General features: G+C 51.6%; 17 protein-coding genes, 1 tRNA gene and 1 pseudogene. 10 read left to right on the forward strand and 9 right to left on the reverse strand.

What is annotated here, in order from left to right:
- Positions 1-41 precede the first annotated feature (41 nt).
- Entirely contained in the window at positions 42-1,094 is a 1,053-nt protein-coding gene (locus IPJ88_10335) for an L-erythro-3,5-diaminohexanoate dehydrogenase (protein QQR88641.1), read from the forward strand.
- A 396-nt stretch (positions 1,095-1,490) separates the two neighbouring features.
- Here the strand turns inward: IPJ88_10335 and coaBC are convergent, their stop codons facing one another.
- On the reverse strand, positions 1,491-2,678 hold the full coding sequence (gene coaBC, locus IPJ88_10340; protein QQR88642.1) for a bifunctional phosphopantothenoylcysteine decarboxylase/phosphopantothenate--cysteine ligase CoaBC: 1,188 nt from the start codon (positions 2,676-2,678) through the stop codon (positions 1,491-1,493).
- A gap of 60 nt (positions 2,679-2,738) precedes the next feature.
- Here coaBC and IPJ88_10345 point away from each other — a divergent pair, with 60 nt between their 5' ends.
- The 3 genes from IPJ88_10345 (at position 2,739) to IPJ88_10355 (ending at position 5,950) form a co-directional block, all read left to right on the forward strand.
- Complete coding sequence (locus IPJ88_10345) at positions 2,739-4,250, forward strand: anthranilate synthase component I family protein (GenBank protein ID QQR88643.1); 1,512 nt, start codon at positions 2,739-2,741, stop codon at positions 4,248-4,250.
- A 349-nt stretch (positions 4,251-4,599) separates the two neighbouring features.
- Positions 4,600-4,673 (forward strand) — tRNA-Asp (locus tag IPJ88_10350).
- 590 nt (positions 4,674-5,263) lie between these two features.
- Positions 5,264-5,950, forward strand: coding sequence for a hypothetical protein (locus tag IPJ88_10355; protein ID QQR88644.1), 687 nt, complete (start codon positions 5,264-5,266; stop codon positions 5,948-5,950).
- 56 nt (positions 5,951-6,006) lie between these two features.
- Here the strand turns inward: IPJ88_10355 and IPJ88_10360 are convergent, their stop codons facing one another.
- Positions 6,007-6,540, reverse strand: coding sequence for a YceI family protein (locus tag IPJ88_10360; GenBank protein QQR88645.1), 534 nt, complete (start codon positions 6,538-6,540; stop codon positions 6,007-6,009).
- Between the two features lie 249 nt (positions 6,541-6,789).
- Between IPJ88_10360 and IPJ88_10365 the strand changes: the two genes are divergently transcribed.
- Complete coding sequence (locus IPJ88_10365) at positions 6,790-7,905, forward strand: hypothetical protein (protein QQR88646.1); 1,116 nt, start codon at positions 6,790-6,792, stop codon at positions 7,903-7,905.
- Positions 7,906-7,982: 77 nt separating this feature from the next.
- On the opposite strand, the gene IPJ88_10370 is transcribed toward IPJ88_10365, so the two are convergent.
- Positions 7,983-9,275: a hypothetical protein gene (locus tag IPJ88_10370; GenBank protein ID QQR88647.1), complete on the reverse strand. Its 1,293-nt coding sequence runs from the start codon at positions 9,273-9,275 to the stop codon at positions 7,983-7,985.
- Positions 9,276-9,552: 277 nt separating this feature from the next.
- On the opposite strand from IPJ88_10370, the gene IPJ88_10375 reads away from it, so the two are divergent.
- A complete protein-coding gene (locus tag IPJ88_10375) occupies positions 9,553-10,245 on the forward strand; it encodes a GMP synthase (protein ID QQR88648.1) in 693 nt (230 codons plus the stop codon).
- A 164-nt stretch (positions 10,246-10,409) separates the two neighbouring features.
- Here the strand turns inward: IPJ88_10375 and IPJ88_10380 are convergent, their stop codons facing one another.
- Positions 10,410-11,414: a hypothetical protein gene (locus tag IPJ88_10380; protein QQR88649.1), complete on the reverse strand. Its 1,005-nt coding sequence runs from the start codon at positions 11,412-11,414 to the stop codon at positions 10,410-10,412.
- A 246-nt stretch (positions 11,415-11,660) separates the two neighbouring features.
- Here IPJ88_10380 and IPJ88_10385 point away from each other — a divergent pair, with 246 nt between their 5' ends.
- The 3 genes from IPJ88_10385 (at position 11,661) to IPJ88_10395 (ending at position 14,844) form a co-directional block, all read left to right on the forward strand.
- Entirely contained in the window at positions 11,661-12,431 is a 771-nt protein-coding gene (locus IPJ88_10385; protein ID QQR88650.1) for a zinc-dependent peptidase, read from the forward strand.
- 263 nt (positions 12,432-12,694) lie between these two features.
- A complete protein-coding gene (locus IPJ88_10390) occupies positions 12,695-13,828 on the forward strand; it encodes a hypothetical protein (protein ID QQR88651.1) in 1,134 nt (377 codons plus the stop codon).
- A gap of 62 nt (positions 13,829-13,890) precedes the next feature.
- Positions 13,891-14,844, forward strand: a complete 954-nt coding sequence (locus tag IPJ88_10395) for a hydrogen peroxide-inducible genes activator (GenBank protein QQR88652.1) — start codon at positions 13,891-13,893, stop codon at positions 14,842-14,844.
- Positions 14,845-14,874: 30 nt separating this feature from the next.
- On the opposite strand, the gene IPJ88_10400 is transcribed toward IPJ88_10395, so the two are convergent.
- Together IPJ88_10400 and IPJ88_10405 are read right to left on the reverse strand one after the other, a co-directional pair.
- Positions 14,875-15,519, reverse strand: coding sequence for a hypothetical protein (locus IPJ88_10400; protein QQR88653.1), 645 nt, complete (start codon positions 15,517-15,519; stop codon positions 14,875-14,877).
- Complete coding sequence (locus tag IPJ88_10405; GenBank protein QQR88654.1) at positions 15,413-15,826, reverse strand: hypothetical protein; 414 nt, start codon at positions 15,824-15,826, stop codon at positions 15,413-15,415. Before IPJ88_10405 ends, IPJ88_10400 begins: the two co-directional genes overlap by 107 nt.
- A 179-nt stretch (positions 15,827-16,005) precedes the next feature.
- On the opposite strand from IPJ88_10405, the gene IPJ88_10410 reads away from it, so the two are divergent.
- Entirely contained in the window at positions 16,006-17,121 is a 1,116-nt protein-coding gene (locus tag IPJ88_10410) for a 3-deoxy-7-phosphoheptulonate synthase (GenBank protein QQR88655.1), read from the forward strand.
- Between the two features lie 398 nt (positions 17,122-17,519).
- Here IPJ88_10410 and IPJ88_10415 read toward each other — a convergent pair.
- From IPJ88_10415 to IPJ88_10425, 3 genes and pseudogenes are all read right to left on the reverse strand, one after another.
- A pseudogene (locus tag IPJ88_10415) lies at positions 17,520-18,517 on the reverse strand (deoxyhypusine synthase family protein).
- 21 nt (positions 18,518-18,538) lie between these two features.
- Positions 18,539-20,533, reverse strand: a complete 1,995-nt coding sequence (locus IPJ88_10420) for a hypothetical protein (protein ID QQR88656.1) — start codon at positions 20,531-20,533, stop codon at positions 18,539-18,541.
- A gap of 23 nt (positions 20,534-20,556) precedes the next feature.
- Entirely contained in the window at positions 20,557-22,599 is a 2,043-nt protein-coding gene (locus tag IPJ88_10425) for an SBBP repeat-containing protein (protein ID QQR88657.1), read from the reverse strand.
- Between the last annotated feature and the right edge of the window lie 100 nt (positions 22,600-22,699).

Consider the following 22,699-nt stretch of genomic DNA (forward strand, 5'->3'; position numbering starts at 1 on the left):
CACTCATCGGGCGTTTGTCTTGCCCACGAAGGAGTTTTTACGTGCCCCAACAACACCCTGCAGCGGATCCCTACGGCTCGCACCGCGTACTTTCTCCAACCGGCGCAGCCCCGGGTCAAGCGTGGAAGCTTAATCCCAACGTCGAGGAATTTTATAGCAACGAAATACTGCTCGATGTTGAGGCGCTCAGCATTGATGCGGGTAGTTTCCGTCAAATCGAAGGTAGTTCGGGCGTGGACGATGAAGGCATCATGCGTTTGATCACGCGCACCGTTAAAACCCGAGGCAAACAGCACAATCCAGTGACCGGATCGGGCGGTGTGCTCATGGGTAAAGTTGCAGCGATTGGCTCCGATTTGCAGGGTAAAATTGGGCTTGAGCCGGGCGAGCGCATCGTAAGCCTTGCATCGCTTACCGCCACGCCGTTGCAGCTTGAAAAAGTGCGTAAAGTCAATCGTGAATCCGGGCAAGTCGAGGTGCGCGGCCAAGCTGTGCTTTTTGAGGCTTATCCCTTTGCGAAACTACCTACCGACATGCCGGCCTCCGTTGCGCTCGCTGTGCTCAGTGTCTGCTCTGCGCCAGCGCTTTGCGCCAAACTTGCTGAAGGAAAAAGCAAAGTGCTCATTCTTGGTGCTGCTGGTAAAAGTGGATTGCTGTGTGCTGCAGCATGCCGCAAAGTGATGGGCGATCAAGCAAAGATTGTCGGCATCGACAGCGGTGATGATGCTATTGAACAAGCACGAGAGCTTGGCCTTTACACGGACCTTCTCTTGGGTAATGCAGCCGATCCACTTCTTATTCGTGAGCTATGCGCCGCTAAGGATCAAGCCGGCTTGTTCGACTTGGTGATCTCGTGTGTCAATGCCGGCGAAGTGGAAATGAGCGCGATGCTTGCCGTCAAAGAACTTGGCGCGCTGCTTTTCTTTTCCTCGTCTACCAATTTCAACCGCGCTGCTTACAGCGCACAGCTTTGCAGCAAAGAAGTCGAACTGCGTATTGGCGGCACCTATGTCAAAGGTCAAAGTGATGTTGCGCTTGGCCTAGTGCGTGAGCACGAAGGTCTCAAAGCGCTATTCAAAAAACGCTACGCCTAAAACCCAACCCATTCCAAAATTAGCCAGCAACCACCCCGCTCGCAAAGCGAGCCCGCAGGGGAGGGAGCCGACGCGCGAAGCGCGCTCGGGAGGGGATTGTCGTGAATCCCCTCTTTGGAGCGCTGCTGTGCAGCGGTACAAACAGTCAAAGCAAAAGAGCAAACCAATTTCAAAATTTGCTAGCCAGTCACCCCCGCGAGCAGCGCGAGCCCGCAGGGGAGGGAGCCGACGCGCGAAGCGCGCTCGGGAGGGGATTCGCGTGAATCCCCTCTTTGGAGCGCTGCTGTGCAGCGGTCCAAACAGTCAAGCGAGCCGACGCGCGAAGCGCGCTCGGGAGGGGATTGTCGTGAATCTCCTCTTTGGAGCGCTGCTGCGCAGCAGTACAAACAGTTAAGCCTATTTCACTTTAGCGATGAGCGCGTCCAGTACAGCATTAGCAGCTTGTGTTTTGGACATGGCTCCTAAGGCCTTCGCGTTTTGTTTGTCCACCAGCGTAAGCTCGGTGTGATCGCCCTCAAGGGCTTTGTTGGCCAAGTTGGCCACAATCAAATCGGCGCCCTTGCGCTCAAGTTTTTCTCGAGCTGAATTGACAAGATTGTCAGTTTCCAGACAAAAACCTGCCAAAATTGGCATGTTTTCTGTCTTTTTCTTGCTAATATTGGCAAGGATGTCTGGGTTGGGGGAGAGTTCCAAGCTGCGGGGCTCGCTGCTCTTTTTGATTTTCTGATCGACTTTTTTGGCCGGGCGATAATCTGCGACAGCCGCAGCCATGATCACGACATCGTTTTTCGGGCTGTGCTCGAGCACAACCCGATTCATCTCTTCTGCCGAGCGTACATCGATGCGGCGAATTGAGTTTGAGCAGTCGAGTTTGACCGGACCAGCTACAAGCGTAACTTCTGCGCCGCGTGCCAAGGCTTGCTCGGCCAAGGCAAAGCCCATTTTACCACTGGAGCGGTTTGTCAGGTAGCGCACCGGATCAATGTCTTCATAAGTTGGCCCAGCTGTAACGAGCACGCGTTTGTTTGCGTAGTCTTGCTTAGCAAAAAGTTTAGCCTGGAGCTTTTCGACAATGTGCTGCGGCTCGCTCATGCGACCTAAGCCTTGCTCACCGTTTGCAAGTGCGCCGTGCTCGGGGCCGATGAGCTGCACGCCGCGTTCTTTGAGTATGGCGATGTTGTGCTTGGTGGCTGGATGGCTCCACATGGAGGGATGCATTGCTGGAGCGATAAACACGGGACCTTTGAAGCAAAGTAAAGTCGCAGCGAGGATGTCATCGGCCATGCCATGGCTGATGCGCGCCAATAAATTGGCAGTTGCCGGCGCCACAACCATCGCATCAGCCCAACTTGCAAGTTCGACGTGCTTTTCTTCACCTTGTGGGGAAATCCAAAGATCACTCTCAACGGGGTGTCTGCTTAGAGCCGCAAAGCTCAGAGGGGTTACGAAATGCTTTGCCGATGGGGTCATGGCCACGCGCACGTCAAAACCAGCTCGTCCGAGTTCGCGCAAAAGGTAGACGCTCTTGAAGGCCGCGATACCGCCGCCAACGCCGAGCACGATGTGTTTGGATCGCACTTGCATACGCCATCTGTTTAGCATGAACTGGTCGCTTGCGCGAAAACAAAGTAGGATGCAGCACCCATGCGAATTGAGCCTAGTTTTGATGAGTTTGTTCGACTTTCGAAAGCCAGTACGGTGGTTCCGGTGTGCGCCGAGTGGGTGGCGGATACGCTAACGCCGGTGGCTGCCTTTGCCGCGCTTGGTCAGGGACCAGGCAGTTACTTGCTGGAAAGCGTGGTTGGCGGAGAACGCCTGGCTCGTTATTCTTTCGTGGGCTACGATTCAGATTTTATCATTCGCGCAGGTTGCGATTTTGTTGAGTTTGTCCGTGGCGATCAGATTGAGCGAAAAGAGCATCACGACCCGTGGGAGGCTTTGCGCGATTGCCTAAAGAAATACGAAGCACAGGCTGTGCCATGGTTGCCGCCGTTCTGGGGCGGGGCTGTGGGTTACGTTGCCTACGATGCGGTGCGAAGGTTTGAGCCAGCTGTTGGTGAAGGCAACGCCAAGGGTGGCGATCCCTATATTTACGCTTTTGCTGTGGGCGGCACGACCTTGGTGTTTGACAATGTGCTTCAAACGGTACGGCTTGTGCGCTCGGTGTTGGTTGGTGAGTCCCATGATTTGGTGGCAGCTTACGAGCGGGCCGTCGATAAGCTTCGCGCATGTGAAGAAAGCCTAAGCACTCCAAACCCTCCGTCGCATATTGTCCGGCCGGAGCCTGATGAACTCGCTCCTGAGCTTCCGCCTTCTTCTTTTGAGCGTTCGGCTTTTTGTACAGCTGTGGATCAAGCGCGTGAATACATTCGGGCTGGCGACATATTTCAGGTGGTGCTCTCGCAGTGTTTCAGACTGCCAAGCGATGATGTGGATCCCTTTGACGTGTATCGTGTGATGCGGGCCATCAACCCTTCGCCGTACAACTACTTTTTGCGTTTCCCTGAAGTGCGCATCGCGGGTGCAAGTCCTGAGACCATGGTCAAACTCGATGATCGGATCGCGCAATTACGGCCGATTGCTGGGACACGGCATCGCAGCTGGGACCTTGAAGAAGATTTACGCATCGAAGCCGAGCTGCTTGCGGATCCTAAAGAGTTGGCGGAGCACGTCATGCTTGTCGATCTTGGTCGCAACGATTTGGGCCGCATATGCACGACCGGAACAGTAGCGCTGACTGAGCAAATGGCCGTGGAGCGTTATTCGCACGTGATGCACATCGTTTCAAATGTCGCTGGCGAACTGCAAGGGGATAAAGATGCGATTGACGTCCTTGCCGCTACTTTTCCCGCTGGAACACTTTCAGGCGCCCCCAAGATTCGAGCGATGCAAATAATTGATGAGCTTGAACCGGAGCGTCGCGGCATCTACGGGGGGGCGGTCGGTTACATCAGTTTTGAAGGATCGATGGATATGGCGATCGCCATACGCACTGTGCTTGAAAGCCATGGCGAATTTCGCATCCAGGCAGGTGCTGGTATTGTAGCCGATAGCAAACCCGAATCTGAGTTCGAGGAAACCGTCAACAAAGCCCGCGCCTCCTTGCTAGCCGTAGAACACGCCCGCAGCAGCCACCGCCGAGCCGGCAACACCTAGATTCTGTTAGCTAGCAGTCACCCCGCGAGCAGAGCGAGCCCGCAGGGGAGGGAGCCGGCGCGCAAAGCGCGCTCGGGAGGGGAGACGCGTGTCTCCCCTCTTTGGAGCGCTGCTATGCAGCGGTACAAACAGTTAAAGCGAAAGAGCTCACCAATCCCAAAATTTGCCAGCAAGCACTCCCCGCGAGCAGAGCGAGCCCGCAGGGGAGGGAGCCGGCGCGCAAAGCGCGCTCGGGAGGGGAGACGCGTGTCTCCCCTCTTTGGAGCGCTGCTACGCAGCGCTGCAAACAGTAAAGCACTTAGCCTTTGACAGCGCTCCTAAGAGAGGCTAGAAAGCCGAAATCCCATTTGGGGTGGTAGTTAAGTTGGTTATAACGCCGGCCTGTCACGCCGGAGGCCGCGGGTTCGAGTCCCGTCCACCCCGCTACATCATATCCAGCAGAATTTTAGCATTGAGCACAACATCCCCCGCGGCCTGACGGCCTCACATCGGATAACTGCAGGGCGGCGTAAGGGTTGCAGGTAGTGGTGCTTGCTTCAAGTGGATGTCTCGCCGCTGATGAGGTGTCCGCTACGCGGCCACCGTTTAATGCGCGGCTCAGGTTCGAGTCCCGTCCACCCCGCTACATCATATCCAGCAGAATTTTAGCATTGAGCACAACATCCCCCGCGGCCTGACGGCCTCACATCGGATAACTGCAGGGCGGCGTAAGGGTTGCAGGTAGTGGTGCTTGCTTCAAGTGGATGTCTCGCCGCTGATGAGGTGTCCGCTACGCGGCCACCGTTTAATGCGCGGCTCAGGTTCGAGTCCCGTCCACCCCGCAAATTCCATCAGCTGGGCGTCGAGCTTTGACTGATCCAGCGTCCGATACTGCGTTGCCTGCTCATGCACCTTAAGTGCATTGCGCGGGCTACTCGTATCGTCCTTACCTAAGGCAAAGCTTAAAAGATGAAATGACGATGAAAATAGAACGTGCTACCTCTTTGCATGGTGGCCTTGGAACGGAGTAGCGCATGTCCTCAGACGAACAGCAGATCTTAACTCTCACATCTGAACTCAAGTTGCCTTTGATGACTTTGCCGATCAAGATGAGCTTGGTTCGTGTTGGTGAAAAGGTGGTGATGATTTCACCTTTGCCTGATCTGGAGCGCTTCAAGACTGAGATTGATGCGTTTGGTGTTCCCACGGATATCGTGGCACCGAATCTGTTTCACAGCAGTGGTGTTGAGGCTGCTGCCGAGCTTTATCCAACAGCACGGATCTGGGGTGTAAAGGGATTTGCTCGAAAGAGACCTCAGATAGCTTGGCAGGCTGTTCTTGGTGAGGGTGAATGGCCCTTCAGTCAAGAGCTGAGTATGTTTGAAATTGAAGGCATGCCTAAATTCAATGAAGTGGTGTTTCTTCATCGCCCATCTAAGACGCTTATCGCTACAGACCTTTGTTTTAATCACCTGAACGGCACGGGCTTTGGCTATTGGCTTGTTTTCAATCTTTTTGGAACTTACAGGAGATTTGCAGTGAGCCGTTTGTTCTTGAAGATGGTTAAAAACCGAGAAAGCTTTAATCGTTCTATCTCACAACTTCTCGAATCTGATTTTGAAAACATCATCATGGCGCACGGTTTGAACGTGACCGGTTCTGCTAAAGAAAAGTTGGTGTTGGCCTTGAAGGAAAAGCTTCCGGCTTTTTCCTATCCATAGAAATGCGCTCTAATTAGCTGGTGTGCACGCTCTCTGTTTTGCTCTGTCCTCGCTATTTAGGAAAGTTGCACCGCTTGAACTTCGAGTTCGATATCGATGCGCTCGCCTACCAGTAGGCCGCCTGCTTCGAGGGCCTGATTCCACTTGAGACCAAATTCCCGACGGTCCAAGGAGGTCGATGCGGTAAATGCCGCACGCTGATTGCCCCAGGGATCTTTGGCTTGACCGCCATAACTCATGTCGAGCACGACTTCTTTGCTAACTCCATGCAGGGTCAGTTTGCCATGGAGCTGATAGCGATCATCCTTTACTTTTTCGAGCTTTGTGCTTTTAAAGATGAGCTTGGGAAATTGCTCAACATCTAAAAAATCAGCGGATCGAAGGTGATTGTCGCGGTCCGCAACGCCAGTATCAATGCTCGACGCATCGATTTCAACTTCGACGCTACTCTTATTGAGATCCGTTTCATCCATGTGAATTGTTCCGCTCCAGGAAGCAAAGCGTCCTCGTACATTAGCAAACACCATGTGTTTCACGGAAAAGTTTATGCCTGAATGACTCACATCAATATTCCAGTTTGTATTTTGCATGCCTTGCTCCTTTTGTTTGAACCACACACAACATAGCGTCGTTCCGGTTATGCAACTAGTCATCAATAACTGGACTTATCGTTCCAAAAACGGAACGGAAGACCTTGTGTGGCTAGACAATGGCGGAAGGCCGAGAATTTCGTTTTTGCCTTGAAATGTGTCAGTTTTACAGGGCTTACCGTTTTCGGATACCGTCTTTGGCTCTTAGCTATCGTAGTGGCATGAAACGATTGAGTGCGGGGGTGCATTGTGGATGAGCAACAGAACCATGTGAAGATTGCGAAGCTTTGCTTCGTGGGGGCGCTTAGTGTTGGCGCGCTCAATGTTTTGGTTTGGTGGATGGCGGTCAATTCATCGGGGAGTGGTGGACCGTGGTTGGTTCTGTTTAGTGTCCTTGCTTTGCTGCAACTGATATTGGGTGTTGTGACGATTGTTCAGATGGTGCGTGCCAAAAAAGTTGTGCGCCGCAAAGCGCTATTCATTGCGGGAGGCGTGTTAACCCTTTTACTTGCATCAAGTGGCTGGCTTACGGGCATTTTCCTTGCGGCGCTGGGAGCCGGGGGTGGCTGGGGCAGGCCGCTTCGCGTGCGCGGAAGGCAGATCCATCCCGAGCTACGAGAAGGGAGCGAGTGGGCGATGGGGCCACGGCCGAGCGCCGATGGCTTGGATGCAGCAACGCGCCGTGCCCTTGAGGCCTTGTGGCTACATGATGCTCAAAAAGAACATGCTTCGGTTCCAGCCTTTGCGCGCATTAGTTGGCTGCTTGCTGCAGTGGGTGCGCCGCCGCGACTTCATCGTTGGGCGCAGCAATGTGCGCTGGAGGAGATCGAGCATACCGAGCGTTGCTTTGCGTTGGCCGCAGGTTACGCTGCTCGAAGTCATACGGTTGAGCCCATGCCAGACTTGCTGTTGGAGGGCATTGGGAAAATCGATGATCCCGTTCATTGTCTGGTCTACGAGAGCATTACGGATGGCTGCCAGCTTGAGGGTTTTAATGCAGACGTGGCAGCACGCTGCGCCGAAGTCTGTCAGGAGCCGGTGACTCGTCAGGTTTTAATACAAATCGCGAAAGACGAAGCTTGTCATGCCGAGTTTTCGTTGGCATTGCTGAATTGGGCTCTGGAAAAACATCCCACGCGGGCTCAGGCCGCAATGGAACAGGCCAGCAAAGATTTAGAAAAGTATCCAAGGCCAACAGCCTCGAGCTTCAAAGTGCGGCATCTTGTAAACGCTGCAAATCCGCGTGAGCTTAGACATCACGGCCGACTCGCCGATAGCGAGTGGGCAGAGATATGGCAACAGCGCCTCAACAAAACAACAGACCTGCTCAGCGCATCAAGTCCAGCATGCCGTCTAACAGCCTAAGCCGCAAACTTATTTTCACTTGCTCGAAACTTAGGGCGGCAAAGCGCATTCGTCTGTAGAGCTGCCCTTCGACTTAGCTACTCCTGTCCATTAGTTAATTTATAGGCAAAGTTTGGGCAGCTAAGGTCTTGTATCAACGCTAGAGTTTCTAGAGGCCCTTCTGGGAGCACGCCGATAAGATCAGTGATAAAAACATCGTAAACATCGGTGCCTGGGCTGCCGTTGACGTAATTGCGCAGAGAGTTCAGAAAACGGTCCACAGCCTGGCAGAGCTCGTAGCCTATGTCCGAAAGGGCTTCGGCAAACCAAGAGGGTAAGTTTCCATCGAGCAGTTCTAGAATGGCCCCTATGAAAACTTGAATCTTTGCCAGAAGTATCGAAATCGCTTCGCGCGCCGCTTCAAGGCAAGCCCGGTCGTCTTCGTCACACAATAGGAGCTGTGCGCGCAGGTCTTCAAGGGCTGCTTTGAGATCGACAAGCGTTTTTCCCATGTCTGTTTTCAGGCTTTCGTAGTCCGCATCACTTGGTTCTGGAATGCTTTGAACCGCCTGATAATGGATGTGCCATGCCTGAAACTGCTCTTCCAACGTAACTTCCTGTGCAAACAGCGTGTGACTAAGGTCTTGCAAAAAAGCGAGGAATACTGGTGCCAGTTGAGCGGTTTCGTAAAGCAGTAGTGCAGCGACCGCAATCAGAGCGATTGCTGCGGCCAGGATTAACAAGACGGCTTCTACTGTGAGTGATATCGGATCGACAATCAGGTTTTGCTTTGCAGAAAGTGTTTTCTTTTCCGGGTTACTGTCGGCAGAGGCGCAGTAACGCAGGCTGAAGGAAGGAGTAGTCGATAACAGCCTCCCGATCGCTGTATCCTGTCCCTGACTCAATCCTTGCTGCAGAGCAAACAACAACTGACAAGCACTAGGCGTGTTTGCGTCGATAAGCTCGTCGATGCTTAGCGTTCCATCAGCAAGTTGTTGCTGGTGTTGCTGAACAAAGATGGGTTGATAAACAGGTGAAGCATGCTCAACGACCCAGAGGACGAGATCTTTGCGACCCTCACGTGTAAGGATGTTCGCAATGGAAAAGTTGGGTAAAAAATCCTGTATGTTGTGATCGGCGACGCTTTGCTCATCAGGAAAGGCTTCTAGAGCATCAAACCAACCGGTGCGTCGAAGCGCAAGCGAAATCGCGTGTTTGACTTGCTCTTCACTTTTTTGCCGTGACTTCTGAGAGTTGACTGCGTCTGAAGACCTTTGCGTATCATTCGTGTAAGCACTGCACGCCATGGCGAGCGTACTTAGAACCAGGGCTAGACTTAGAAGTCTGCTTCTAAACATAAACAAGGTTTGTCGACGGTCTAAAAAAAACAATTTGGCCTCTCCCTTTGCCCCTTTGAGCTGGCTCTTATGTATGCAGGATGCGTGCCAGGGCTATGTTTGGACAGTCAGTCTATATTTATTTGGTTTTTTCCAACCACTCTTCTTTTTCTGGCATCGAGAGGGGGACTGTTGACCCTGGCAAAGTTGCTGCAAAAAGAGGCGCTTCGTTGCTAAGTCGTCGGTACGCCTCGTCTTGCTTTTATCATCGTGACTTCAGACTAAGTCTCTGCTTTATTCCAGAGTACCTGTAGTGATCTCGGAGGTGGCTGTGAAGCTTTGTTGTGTGACGCATGTGGATTTTGAAGGTCCGGGCTGTTTGGCGAGTTGGGCTGATGCGCATGGGCATGAGCTCGTGCGTGTGCAGCCTTCGAGTGGTGGGGTTTTGCCGGATACTTCGGGGGTTGATTTGCTCGTTGTGCTTGGAGGGCCGCAAAGTCCACTACGCTTGGATGTGTTTCCCTATTTGTCAGATGAGATTCGCTGGATTGAAACGATCATCGCTCAGAACAAGCCTGTCGTAGGCTTTTGTTTAGGCGCGCAGCTCATCGCGGAAGCTCTCGGGGCTAAGACGGAGCGGAGCCGGGAAAAAGAAGTTGGTGTATTTCCGGTGGATTTTACAAAAGAAGGGCGGATGGATCCTTTGCTTAAGTCTTTTCCTGATCGCTTTGATGTGCTGCACTGGCACTATGATATGCCCGGCCTTCCGAAAGACGCTGTGCTCTTGGCGCAGAGCAATGGCTGCGACAGGCAAGCTTTTCGTTTTGGAAGTAAAGTGTATGGTTTTCAGTTTCATATGGAATTTACGCATGAATCTATTCTTCCGCTGCTTGACCATGCCAAAGAAGACTTAGAGCCAAGCCGCTACACCCAGTCAAGAGAAAGCATCTTGAACGCAGATTTTGAGACCATGAACCAACGACTTGGTTTGTTTCTTGATGGACTTTCTGATGCGCATCGTTGAATGACAGTGTGATCAAGCAAGGTATGGGGCGCGGTGGAGCTTTATGTTCCGGGGCTTTCAAGACCACTGGGACAGCACGTGTGCAAACTTATATTTTCCCGTCATACCCTTCAAGCTCTGTGGGAACATGCCCCTACACACAAAACTCCACCGCGCCCATATGTTTAGCAATCACTCGGCGTAGTTTCTGCGTTCAGGAGTGGTTTAAACCACTGATAGAGGTCGTCAAAATTGAGATGGCGAGGGATGGGATTTTTCTGCACAACACGCGCCATGGCCACGGTATTCCAGATTGACTCGACGCTTCTTCGCGGGAAATGCGCCAGGATTGAATTGTAGAAGTCTGTCGAGGTTTCGTAGTGATGAGAACAAATTAGAGAATCCCAGGTTTTGCGTAACTCGGCTTTTCCCTTGATATCGATGATTTCAATTTCTTCGAATTGACGAGTCTCTGGATTTCCCCATGCCGATTGCATGAGCTTTTTGGCTTCAACGTCCGAGCTGGGGGCGCTGTATCCGAATATGGATAGTACAAACGCATGTTCTAAACTGTGTTTCAATTGATTCCATTGATCCTTGATGAAAGGGTCAGAGCTGTAGTCCTTTTTATTAATTGGATACAAGAGTCGTGAGGGGGCAAAAGGTTGTCCTTTCGACGATATGCGTCCAACGTGGCCGAAGATCTTGTTTTTGTGGTCGACACCTAGTGCTACACAACCATGCAGAAAAGCAGTCTGAGGTGGTTTTGTGAAAGCACAGTTGCGTTCTGTCGCTTGAAAAAGAAAAGGATCCCAATTGAAAGTAGCAATAAGATCTTTTTCTCGTAGTGATATGACGAGGTGATCATAGAGCGTGGGTTGTTCGGGTAATTGGAGTTTTGAAAAGTAACAGCGAATGAGGTCTTCAATTTCGCTAGTGGCCTCATGTTGTTGTTCCAGAAGCGTCGCGTATAGGCGTTCAAAATTCTGGTTTTTTCTGAACGGAATTTCATGCTTCTTAAGCACGGGCCCTAGTCCAACCGTCTCTACAAGATTGGACATGACAGGGAGTTTGCGGCCATTCTTATCTCCATTTGGAAATGCAGCTGCGCTTGCTCCAGCGCCGAGGATAACCACGTGTGGTTTACACTGTTTAGCCTCTCGTATTTGTTCCGCCACTGACCAGTTCATCGGTGTTCACTCCCAAGAAGTGAAGTTTATCGCGCTCAGATTGAAAAACAAAATATAGCTGAGTGTTGCAAGAGGGAGCGCTAAAGGGCTTTGTGTGGCAGGGGCATGTTCCCACAGAGCCCTAAGAACATGGTCGGAAACCATACGTTTGCATAGGTGCCGTCCTAGTAGTCTTGAAGGCCCCAGAATACAAAGGCCTTTAGCGCTCCCTTTGCGTTCTATGTAGGCTAGGCGTAATTGTTATGGATGGTATTTGCTTTTTTTCGAGAGTGGCGGCGTAGGAAGGTTCGGGCGCAGGCTTTTCCAAACGAATGGGAAAAATGGATGCGAGAGCGCGTGCCCTATGTGAATCAGTTGTCGGAGGAGTCGCTGACTGAACTTAGGAAGCACATTCTTGTGTTTGTTGACGAGAAGAACTTTGAAGGAGCGGCTGATTTGCAGATGACGGATGAGATCCGGGTAACCATTGCAGCGCAAGCTTGTATTCTGTTGTTGGGACGCAAGGCGGATTATTTCCCAGGCTTACAAAGCATTGTTGTCTATCCACGCACCTATATAGCAAAGACAATTCAATCGGCAGGCTCGCGCGTGTATACCGAGCAGATGGATGCGCGCTTGGGGGAGAGTTCAAGCCGAGGGGCAGTGGTTTTAGTTTGGGATGCCGTAAAGCGAGGTGCTGCGGATATACACGATGGGCACAATGTGGTGTTTCACGAATTTGCACATCAACTGGATCAACAAAGCGGTGATGCGAACGGTGCGCCGATTTTGGAACAACGTTCTCGCTACATCTCTTGGGCACGTGTGCTTTCGGAAGAGTTTGAGCGTTTGCAAAAAGCGCGGGATGCGGGTGGTGAAACCCTGCTTGATACCTATGGCGCCAAAAATCCTGCGGAGTTTTTTGCGGTCGCAACAGAGCATTTCTTCGAGCAAGGCCGTCAATTAAAGGAGCATCACCCGAAGCTCTACGAAGAGCTTAAGAACTTCTATCATCAGGACCCCGCCTGTCTCAAATAGATTGACGATAGAATTCTCGATGCTAGAGCGTGCCGTTCAAAAAATATTTGGAAAAAACAAGGTGTTAAAAGACCTTAAAAAAGCAGAAGGCATCCCGTCTATGGGGTTTGGTGACCCTGAGTGCGTGGTGGCTTGAGTCAAGTCGCGCATGTTTTTCTTTGGAATTTTAGGAGAATGCTGAGCTCGCAGATTGGAACGAAATTTGCTTGGCTATCGGGGCGACGTAAATGAAAGAAGGTACGAGTCGTTTAATGGAGTACATCATGCCCAAAATTCATCGTTGCGCAAAACGACTAACCGTGGTGACTTTGATCATCACGCTTGTGTTCTCTAGTGCTTCTGGATGTGCGGCACCCAGCAATACCGGTGAGCCGTCATTGGAGACTGATCGCGGCGCGATGGTGGAGCCCATCGAGTGGATTATCGCGGGGGTTCTCGCCGTTGGTGTAGCTGCTTACTACTATGTGATTTATCGTCCAACCTATCGACGGATTAATGGTGAGTATCCCGAGCAAACGCTTTCGGCTTTTGTTGTCGATTCGATTCAAAAACTAATCGCTCAGATAGCTCACGGTAGCGTCGATGCGCAGGAACAGGCCGCTGGTGCGCTAGCGGACATCCTGACGCCAATGCCCGTGACCCTAAACGCTATGGGGTGGCAGGAGCAATCCGAGTCATTGGCTACTATCTACGCCGGCATGGGTGAGATGAGTGTTACAGAGAAAACGTTTTTTACTTGGATTTCGCTCGTGTTGACCGCCTCTGCGCGGAACACCTTTGCAAGCGTTCAGCCGTTTTACGATCCAGGAAGCTGGGAGGATACTTGGCCGTTGTTTCCCGGCGCCCCGACGGTAAACGGTCCGAGTGATACCGGTGGTTTGGAAGACCTTGCAGGATATATTAGGCAAGATCTAACTGCTCGTCTTCTTGAGCGGTTAAACGATGGACGAGCGCGGCCGGATCTTCCTGAACTTGATCGTCTTATCAAAACGCTGAAGGAACGAGCAGAGTTGGATCAAAGTTTCATTGACGATCCCTCTTTGCAAGAAGATAAGACCGCTTATGAGCAGGACCTCGTTCAGTCCGAATTGCTCCGTGAGCTGTTGGAGCGTGTGAAGGAGTCTTACGATTGGGTTCGGATTGGATTAGAACTCCAAAATGCAGAGCACAATGGTCAAGTTGAACCAGGAACTGCTCAGCGATACTATCGTGAGATTTTTCGGAAGCTTACCGACGGCCTATCTGGAGCTGATGCACTGGAGACGATTGATGCCATTCATCGAAAAGCTATTGAGGGCGGAGTAGACGTGAGTTCCGAAGTGCTTCAGGACATGCTTGCCGCGCTGGCCGAGGTCAGTGAGGAAATTATTGCGGGTATGGACGAGTGGGAAGACTAGAATTTCCGGATGCAACTATGATGTGTTGTGATAGCTTTTCGTGTACATGCTAGTGTTTGAGCATGCCGAGTATCAGTCAGCTTGAGTATATGGTGGCCGTGTATCGGACGGGGCATTTTGGTAATGCTGCCGAGCTTTGTCGTGTGGCCCAGCCGACCTTGAGCGCGCAGATTCAACGAGCTGAGGAAGAGCTTGGTTTTGCGGTATTTGATCGGAGTCGCAAGCCGGTCACGCCCACGACGAGGGGCTATGCTATTTTAGAACAGGCTCAGGTGGTGGTTGGTGCACACGAGCGATTGATGAGTCAGGCGCGGCATCATGCAGAGAAATTTTCCGGTGATTTTTCTCTAGCACTTATTCCAACCTTGGCGCCGTATGTACTGCCGTGGTTTTTGAAAAACTTTGCTCAGCATTACCCCGAAGTTTTGTTGCATCTGTCGGAGAAAACAACGGAACAAATTGTCTCGGCGCTTCAAAAAGGTCTGCTTGATGCAGCGATTTTGGCGACTCCCTTGGGCGAGAGCGTTCTCGTTGAGGATGCGCTTTTTTATGATCCTTTCTATTTATATGCGCACAAAGCGGATCCTTTGCTAAAAAAGCGTGAAGTTAGCGTCAAAGATCTTAGAAACAATAAAATTTGGTTACTTGAAGACGGTCATTGTTTTCGCAACCAACTCTTAAACTATTGTCATATTAAAGAAGGTTGTGCGCAGTTTGCAAACGTTAACTTCTCAGCAGGAAGTTTTGAGACGCTTCGTAATCTCATTGATGCTGCGGGGGGCTACACGCTTTTCCCGGAGTCCTATGCGCAGACTTTGCCACGCACCGTGCAGCGTGAACAAATTCGGGCTTTTAGAGATCCGGTACCAACGCGTGAAGTAAGTCTTGTTTATCCTAAGCGATCCTGGAAGCTCGATCTTGTGCACGTACTTCGCAAAACGGTCCTTGCTGGTATTCCGCGAGTTCTTTCGCAATCCCCCCGAGCGAAAGCGCATTCTGAAGATCAGCTAGGTTGAAATCCTCGATCAGAGCAGCAGGAGGTGTCCCTAGTTGTATGGACACTCGCCTTCGCCTTGATAGTGCCCTTGGGTTTTGAGTTGTGATGTTAGATAGTCCCACATGTTACCTAGAGGCGATATTGGTGAACCTCCCAGCTGGAAGCGCTCGTCGATCTCGCTCAAGTCCGAAGGCGCGATGCTCTGGAGCTCGGCTTGGCTCACCCTACCGTCCACGTTGAGATCACAATCAGCAAGCCACTGCGCTAAACGTACAATGCCGCCTTCGCTGCCCTCTGGAAAGCCGTTAAAGAAAAGATGATCTCCGTGAATGGTTATCGCGACGGTCTGGTTGCTGCCAGGTGGTAAGTTGATTCCAGGGATGCCATCAATTTCGCACGGTCCAAAAAGCGTTGCGGCAGCCACCGCAAATTCAAAATGAATACGAGCGTTGCTAAAACAAGGAACACCTTTGGCGTTGCTGCCTTGTTCAGCAGCGTCAGCGACTTCAGCCAATGCGGGTGGTGGACAGGAGACTCCACTTTCCGAATTTAGCTCGCCTCGAATGAGATAGGTCAGTGCCTCTTGGTTAAAACGCTCTGCATCGGCTGCTTGAACGCTTGAGTGCGTTTCCGAACGCTTCGTTTCCGGTCGCGATTCGGTAGTGAAATTCCCATCTTCCGGGATCAAGGTCATTGATTTGCCAGAGTGCTAAGCCTGTGCTTGGGATACTTTTAAGATCAACGAGGTGCAGGTGTGGGTCGCTTTCCTGTTTGCTTTGATCGGTGGATAGCTTGACGGTGATATCTCCGATCAGGGTAAGGTAATTGTCGAATTGAACCTGCCAGCCATCTTGGATGTCTTCGAGATTGGTCCCTGCTTGCAGACCGCTAGTAATAGTGGTTTCCGCTTCAAGGCTAATGTCGAGGGTCCCTCCGCTGCTGCTGTTGCTGCAGTGGCTCACAAAGGAAATAAATAAAATGATTCCGGCTATTTTATGCATGGTACTCCTTAGATTCTCGAACGCTATTCTATTTGCAACACAGTTGCAATACGTGTTTTCGAGAAAATGCTTTTGCAAAAGGCGAAAAGCAAGTAGGTAGCTCGCTTCGAGCTGGATGTGATAAGGAGCGCTGGTAGACAATTTTGTCCGTGGTTAATTGGCAGGAAAAGAGACGGTAGATGATCATTGTCCTTGAAGCAAAAGTTAAAAATCGGCAGCGTATTGTAGATGAGGTCCTCAATTTGGCTTCTCACTATGAAGGTGTTAGCGCAAAGCCCTACGAGTTTTCTGGTACAGGTCATACCTTTACTGAGATTCACTTGATTGGCTCGACAGCGGCTGTGCCTACATCCCCTTTTGAGTCCCTGCCAGGAGTGTTGCGGGTCGTTCGCGTTTCTACCAAGTATCGACTTATTGGACGTCACGATGCGGACGAATTGCAAAACGTTGGCTTCGAATACAACGGGGTTAGGTTCGGGGATGATCATTTGAATATCTTCGCCGGATTATGTGCGGTGGATACCAAAGAGCACGTTGAGATGACGATGGCTGCGCTCAAAGAACAGGGCATTGTCACTACGCGCATGGGCGCTTACAAACCGCGAACCAGTCCTTATGATTTCCAAGGCCTGGGCAAGGCTTGTTTGCCTTATGTTTTTGAGCTCGCTGGCAAATACGGCGTTCGCGTTGTGAGCATGGAAGTTACCGATGCTCGCCACATCGATGAGATTCGCGAGGCGCTTGAGCAAAGCGGCAAGGCAACTGGAGTCATGCTGCAAATCGGAACACGTAATGCACAAAACTTTGAGCTCTTGCGTACGGTGGGTGAGCAAAAAGAATTTCCTGTGCTTTTCAAACGTGGCATGGGGATCACGCTCGAAGAATCACTTAATGCCTGCGAGTACATTGCGAGTGAAGGCAATCCCAACATTGTGTTTTGTTTGCGAGGCGTAAAGAGCTTGATGGCCGCTCCACATCGTAACCTAGTTGATTTTGGTCATGTTCCAGTTGTCCGCAGGCAAACGCGTTTGCCCGTGTGTGTCGATCCCTCACACAGCGTGGGCAAAGCTTCCGTTGCGCCCGATGGCATTATGGATATCTTTCACGTCACAGGGCAGGGCATCATCGCTGGCGCAACGATGGTCTTGGTTGATTTTCATCCACGTAAAGAAGTCGCCCTTTGCGACGGTCCCCAGGCCCTGGACCTAGAGCAACTCGCGCAATTCAACCACTACGCAAAAACCATCCGAAACTGCTACAAATCTCTAGTTCAAGACCTCACTCCCGCAGCTTAGTTATGACAAGACATCTCGGGACCTTAGGGGCAAGAGGGTCCCACTCCTGGGCTTTCAAGATCACTCGGTTGGCGTATTCAGCGGGGCTCTATCTTTCCGATTCTAACTTCGAGCGCTCTGGGCAGATGCCCATCCGTGGGACCCTCTTGCCCCTAAGGTCAACGCCATATGGAGTAACTCACGTAGTCAATTTTGTTTTGTCCCAAGCAAGCTATTTTTGATGGAGGCACGGAAAGCTAAGCAATGGGCTGCGCTAGAGGAGGTCTTGGGTGTAGGGGCATCTGCCCAGAGCGCCGGAAGAGCATAGCTTGATGTAGGGTGTGAGGGTGCATGCTGTCCAGATAGTCTTGAAAGCCCCGGAACCCAAGACCTCCTCTAGCGCGACACCCTTGGCAGTATTAACTTTTTGCGGCTAGCACGTAAGCGAAAATCAGCGGCGCTACGATGGTTGCGTCGGACTCGATCATGTACTTGGGCGTATCGGCTGCAAGTTTGCCCCAAGTGATTTTTTCATTGGGTACAGCGCCGCTGTAGGAGCCGTAGGAAGTCGTACTATCGCTGATCTGACAGAAATAGCCCCATAAAGGCACTTCCCAGAGCAGGTCTTGTCGCATTAAAGGGACTGCGCAGATGGGAAAGTCTCCAGCGATGCCACCACCGATTTGGAAAAAACCAATCGACGATTTGGGTGCTGTTTCTTTGTACCACTCAAGCAAAGCTTTCATGGCGTGCAAACCGGTTTTTACGGTGTTGAGGTTTTAACTTTGCCTTCAATGTGACGTGCTACAAAAATGTTGCCTAAGGTTGAGTCTTCCCAGCCCGGAACAAAGATCGGGAGATTCTTTTCGGCGGCAGCAAGCAGCCATGAATGTTTAGGATCGATTTGGTAGTCTTTTTCTAGAACCTTACTAAGCAGCAGTTCGTAGAAAAACTCATGAGGGAAGCGCGGCTTTTCCTCCTGATCGGCTTTCTGCCAGAGCTTTAATATGGGTTTTTCGATGTGTCTGAAGGCTTCTTCTTCGGGGATACAGGTATCGGTAACGCGATTCAGGCCCTTGGCAGCGAGGTCTGCTTCGTCTTGATCCGAGAGGGTGCGCCAGTTCGGCAAACGCTTGTAGTGCTCGTGAGCTACGAGATTGAAGACATCTTCTTCAAGGTTGGCTCCTGTACAGGTGATGGCGCCAACTTTGCCGGTCCGAATCATTTCCGCCAAGCTGATGCCAAGCTCAGCCGTGCTCATGGCCCCCGCTAAAGTTAGCATCATCTTGCCACCCTGATTCAGGTGCTCAATCCAGCCTTGTGCAGCATCTTTGAGCGAAGCTGCATTGAAGTGTCGGTAGTGTTGATCTATGAAGCGCGCAACGGCTTCGATGTCGTTCTTCGATGTGTCTTTCATGGCCGAAGAGGTATAACTTTCTTAGGGCACAAAATCGATACACGTTTTAATCAGCTCGAGATTTTTGATTTTTGGCAGCACATCGGGGTTATTGCTGCGCAGGGAGAGCTCAATTTGCATGTATTTGCCAGTCGGTTGGGGATCGGCAAAAGCGATCGCCTGGCCAACCTGGGGTACGTCAATTTCATCGCTCCATTCGGCGTCCAAAAGCGCAGCCTCGGTCGAAGCCGTGCGATAGCGAAGGGTTACCGGAGTCTCTGCGGTGATCGTTCCTTCGGATACCACGAAACCTTCCCACTGGGTGGTTTCACTACCACCGGTGCAGCCCATCGCGTTGAAGCGGTACGTGCCACCCTCAGCGATGAAGTTGAGGTTGAAGCCGGTAAAGTCGCTGTAGGTGTAGGGGAGGGTTCCCACCGGTTGGGTGTTCCAAGTGATGCCGTCAAAGTCTGCAAAAGCAGCCCGGCCATTGTTTTCATAACAAACGGTCCAAATTTTATCGTTCGCGGTCACGCCCACACCAACGGGTTGATTACAACCAACTGCGTTGAATTGGTCGGCGAGGGTCAAATCGTAGTTGAACTTCAGAACGCGCTGTGCGCTCCCCCCCCCAAAACCGTAATTTGCGTGACTCACTCCGATCCAAATGTAATCACGGCTAACAGCGATACCTCGACCGGTTCCATAGCTGCCGCTTGCGACCGTTGCAAACTCTTGTGTTTCTGGATTGTATCGAACAAGGATATCACTCCCGCTCTCTGAGGATGCGACGTAGATATTGCCATCACGATCAGCTGTTATTCCATAGCCGACGTCGCCATTGGGAAGGTCTGTCGCAAAAACAAACGCTGAACCATCGGCTTCAACGTAACCGATGCCGCGCTTACCAACACGACTGATCCACCAGATACGCCCTTGCACGTCTGTAACGCCGCCGTAAGGGGAAAACCCAGCCAAGTCTGTGTTCGTAAAGACAATTTCTGAATTGTTAGCACGTTTGGCCTTCTCGCCCGTGTAGGGGTCAAGGGCCACGATACCTCGTTTATTAGCGTCCCATTGGGAGTTGAGACCCACCCATACCCAGCCCGCAGCACCGTCGCGGTTTTTTCCGACCGCGAGTGCACGCGGAATCGAGTCATTCGCCGCTGCATCGGAGGTCCATAGAATACATTCATCCTCTGGGCCAACAAACTCATTTGGGTCATTGATATCAATGGTGCCGTCATCGTTCGCGTCATGACTGGTTTGAATACCGGCTTGCCCATTGCGTTCGTCACAGTGATTCGTTTTCTCTTCTTCGGTACTCCAATCTGCGAGTTTCGTTACGGTAGCGCCAGTATTAAACCCTCGATTCGAAACGTACGCATTGCCTTCTTGATCAATTGCCGTACGTGACGGACAGTTGCCAGTCGTTCCGTGGAAACCGTTGCAATCAACAGCCAGGTTCCAGGTAGAGGCACTGTGGGTGGTCACGCCACTGCCGGTTACTTTGGTTGTAATGCCTTTGGCAATCACAGACGGGTAGCGAGCCAATTCTTTTCCGGTTTCGGCGTCGAGTTTGGAAACAGTTCCTTCGCTCGAATTGGCAACCCAGACATGAAAATATTGCTTGTTGGTTTGGCTAATGGTGAGGGCTCCGTCCTCATCAATAACGATTCCTCCGCCGGAGTTGTTGTCATCGGGCGTATCCCAGCTGCCTGCTCCGCCACTGCCATCGGACGGAGGGTAGCTGTCCGAGCTGCAATTGAGTTTTGGAGCACTTGCGCAGTCGCCGCCACAAAGCATGTCGGCGTTTTCGTCGATGTCGCCATCGCAGTCGTTGTCCTGGCCGTCACAAAGTTCGGGGCTACCATTGTTGGCGTTGGTATCGTCACACACGACAGGCGTAATGCCGTCCATGGATCCATCTGCGCCAGCGTCGCCCTGGTCTGCTCCGTTTTTACTTCCACTGCAGCTCACGGTCATCCATAACGAGCACAAAAACAGGATTGAATAGAAACGAAAGCGAATTGACATAGAAAACTCCAGCGAAAATAAAATCAGAAAACTTGTTCGGTACAGGTCTTAATCAACTGTACATTTTTTACTTTGGGAAGAACATCGGGTTCTGAGGTGCTCATGCTGAGTTCGAGTTGAAGATAAGCGCCTTCGGGCTTGGGCTCGGCAAAGCTAACAACTTGTCCGATTTCTTCGGCATCATAATAGTCCGACCAAGTGGCATCGGAAAGTGCATTTTCGGTGTTTGCACTGCGCACTTTGAGCTTGACCGTTGTAGCGGCGGGAATGGAACCCTCGGAAATCACAAAGCCTTCCCAGCGCGTAGTTTGTCCGGATCCAGCGCAACCTTCGGCAATAAAACGATAACTACCATCTTCTGCAATGAAGTTAAGATTGTAACCGGTAAAGTCGCTGTAAGTGTAGGGTGTTGGTCCAACAGGATGGGTTTTCCAGTTGACTCCGTCGAAAAATGCGGCATCGCCGACTGAAATATTACCATAGTCTGGATGCACAACATCTTTTTGGCAAATCGCCCAAATTAGATTGTTGGCGGTAATACCCACGCCCACGGGTGCTTCGCACTGGATGCTATTGTGTTGTTCCACCAGGCTCAAGTCGCTTAGCTTGAATTGAAGTACGCGTTGCGCCAGCGAAGCGGCTACAGCATTTTGCCCTTCGTTATCCGGGGTGCGGCCGTTGTGGCTTACGCCAACCCAAATATGTTCGCGGTTCACCGTACTACCGCGCCCGTATCCGTAGTACAGGTCTGGATCCGATCCGATCTTGGCGCTCACACCAGTGTACTCTTGGGTGTTCGGGTTGTATCGCAAGAAAATGTCCTCACCGCCCGTCACCGCGACATAAATGTTGCCGTCTCGATCAGCGGTGATGCCATAGCCAAGGTCCTTGTTTGGTAGATTTCCGACGTAATGAAAGGCTTTGGTATCAGTATCGATGTAGGCAAGTCCTAGGTTTCCGCCACGAGACATAAACCAGATTCGGCCTTGCACGTCGGTTACCGCGCCATAGGTTGAAATTTCATTGATGGCCGCATGCCCAAATTTGATTTCACTATCATCTGAGCGCTTAGCGGGCAGCCCGGTGTACGGATCGAGTGCCCAAATGGCCCGAGCGTCAGGATGGTCTGCTCCAAACATGCCGACCCAAACGAAACCTGCCGCCCCGTCGCGGTTTTTACCTACAGCAAGCGCTCGCGGGGTAGCGCCGGTTCCCCCTACGTTTCGGGTCCACAAAATGCATTCGTCTGCGGGTCCAATGAATTCTTCCGGATCGTTGACGTCAATTCGACCGTCGCCGTTTTTGTCGTGGCTGGTTTGAATGCCATCGGTTCCGTTGCGGTCATCGCAGTTCTGTAGTTTTTCGGCGTCGTTTAGGTAGTCGGCGTATTTTGTGATAGTACCTTGCGCGAAAAAAGCGCGATTGGCGACGTAGGCGTTGCCGTCTTGGTCAAGAGACGTTCGTGAGGGGCAATTGCCGGTTACTTGGCTATAGCTGCCGCAAGCAACGTTCCATGCCAAAGCCCCATGGTTCATGGTGCCCACCTTCGTGGTGATGCCGTTAGCAATCACGCTCGGATAGCGCGCGACTTCCTTGCCGGTTTCAGCATCGAGTTTGGAAACGGTGCCTTCGCCGGTGTTGGCTACCCAAACGTGCATGTATTTTTGACTGCTTTGGCTCAGCGTTAGGGCGCCGTCTTCATCAAGGATAATTCCTCCGCCCGAGTTATCCGAATTGGGCTCTCCCCAGCTTCGAGTGCCGTTTGCATCGCTTTGCGGCGGGTAGGTTTGTGCGCTGCAGCTCGGAGCAGGATTGGTTGAACAATTATCGCTGCACAGCATATCGGCGTTTTCATCGATTTGTCCGTCGCAGTCATTGTCTTGGCCATCACAGTATTCGGGGGTGTCGTTGTTTGCGTTGCTCTCGTCGCACACGACCGAAGCATCGGGATTGCCTGTGCCCTTCGGGCTGCGGTCTTTTCCGCCACAGTTGAGTAATAAAACAAAACTAAATAGCCATGCAAAACGATAGTTGCGCGGGGGCAGTAGAATACTACTTCGAATCATGATTTTCCTTACTTTGGTGCACCAAGTCCTACAATGCAGCCAGGTTGCACTAGTATACGATTAACATAAACCTGACGCCAGGCGATACGATTCCTGAATG

This window comes from Myxococcales bacterium (assembly GCA_016699535.1).
Classification (GTDB): domain Bacteria; phylum Myxococcota_A; class Polyangia; order Polyangiales.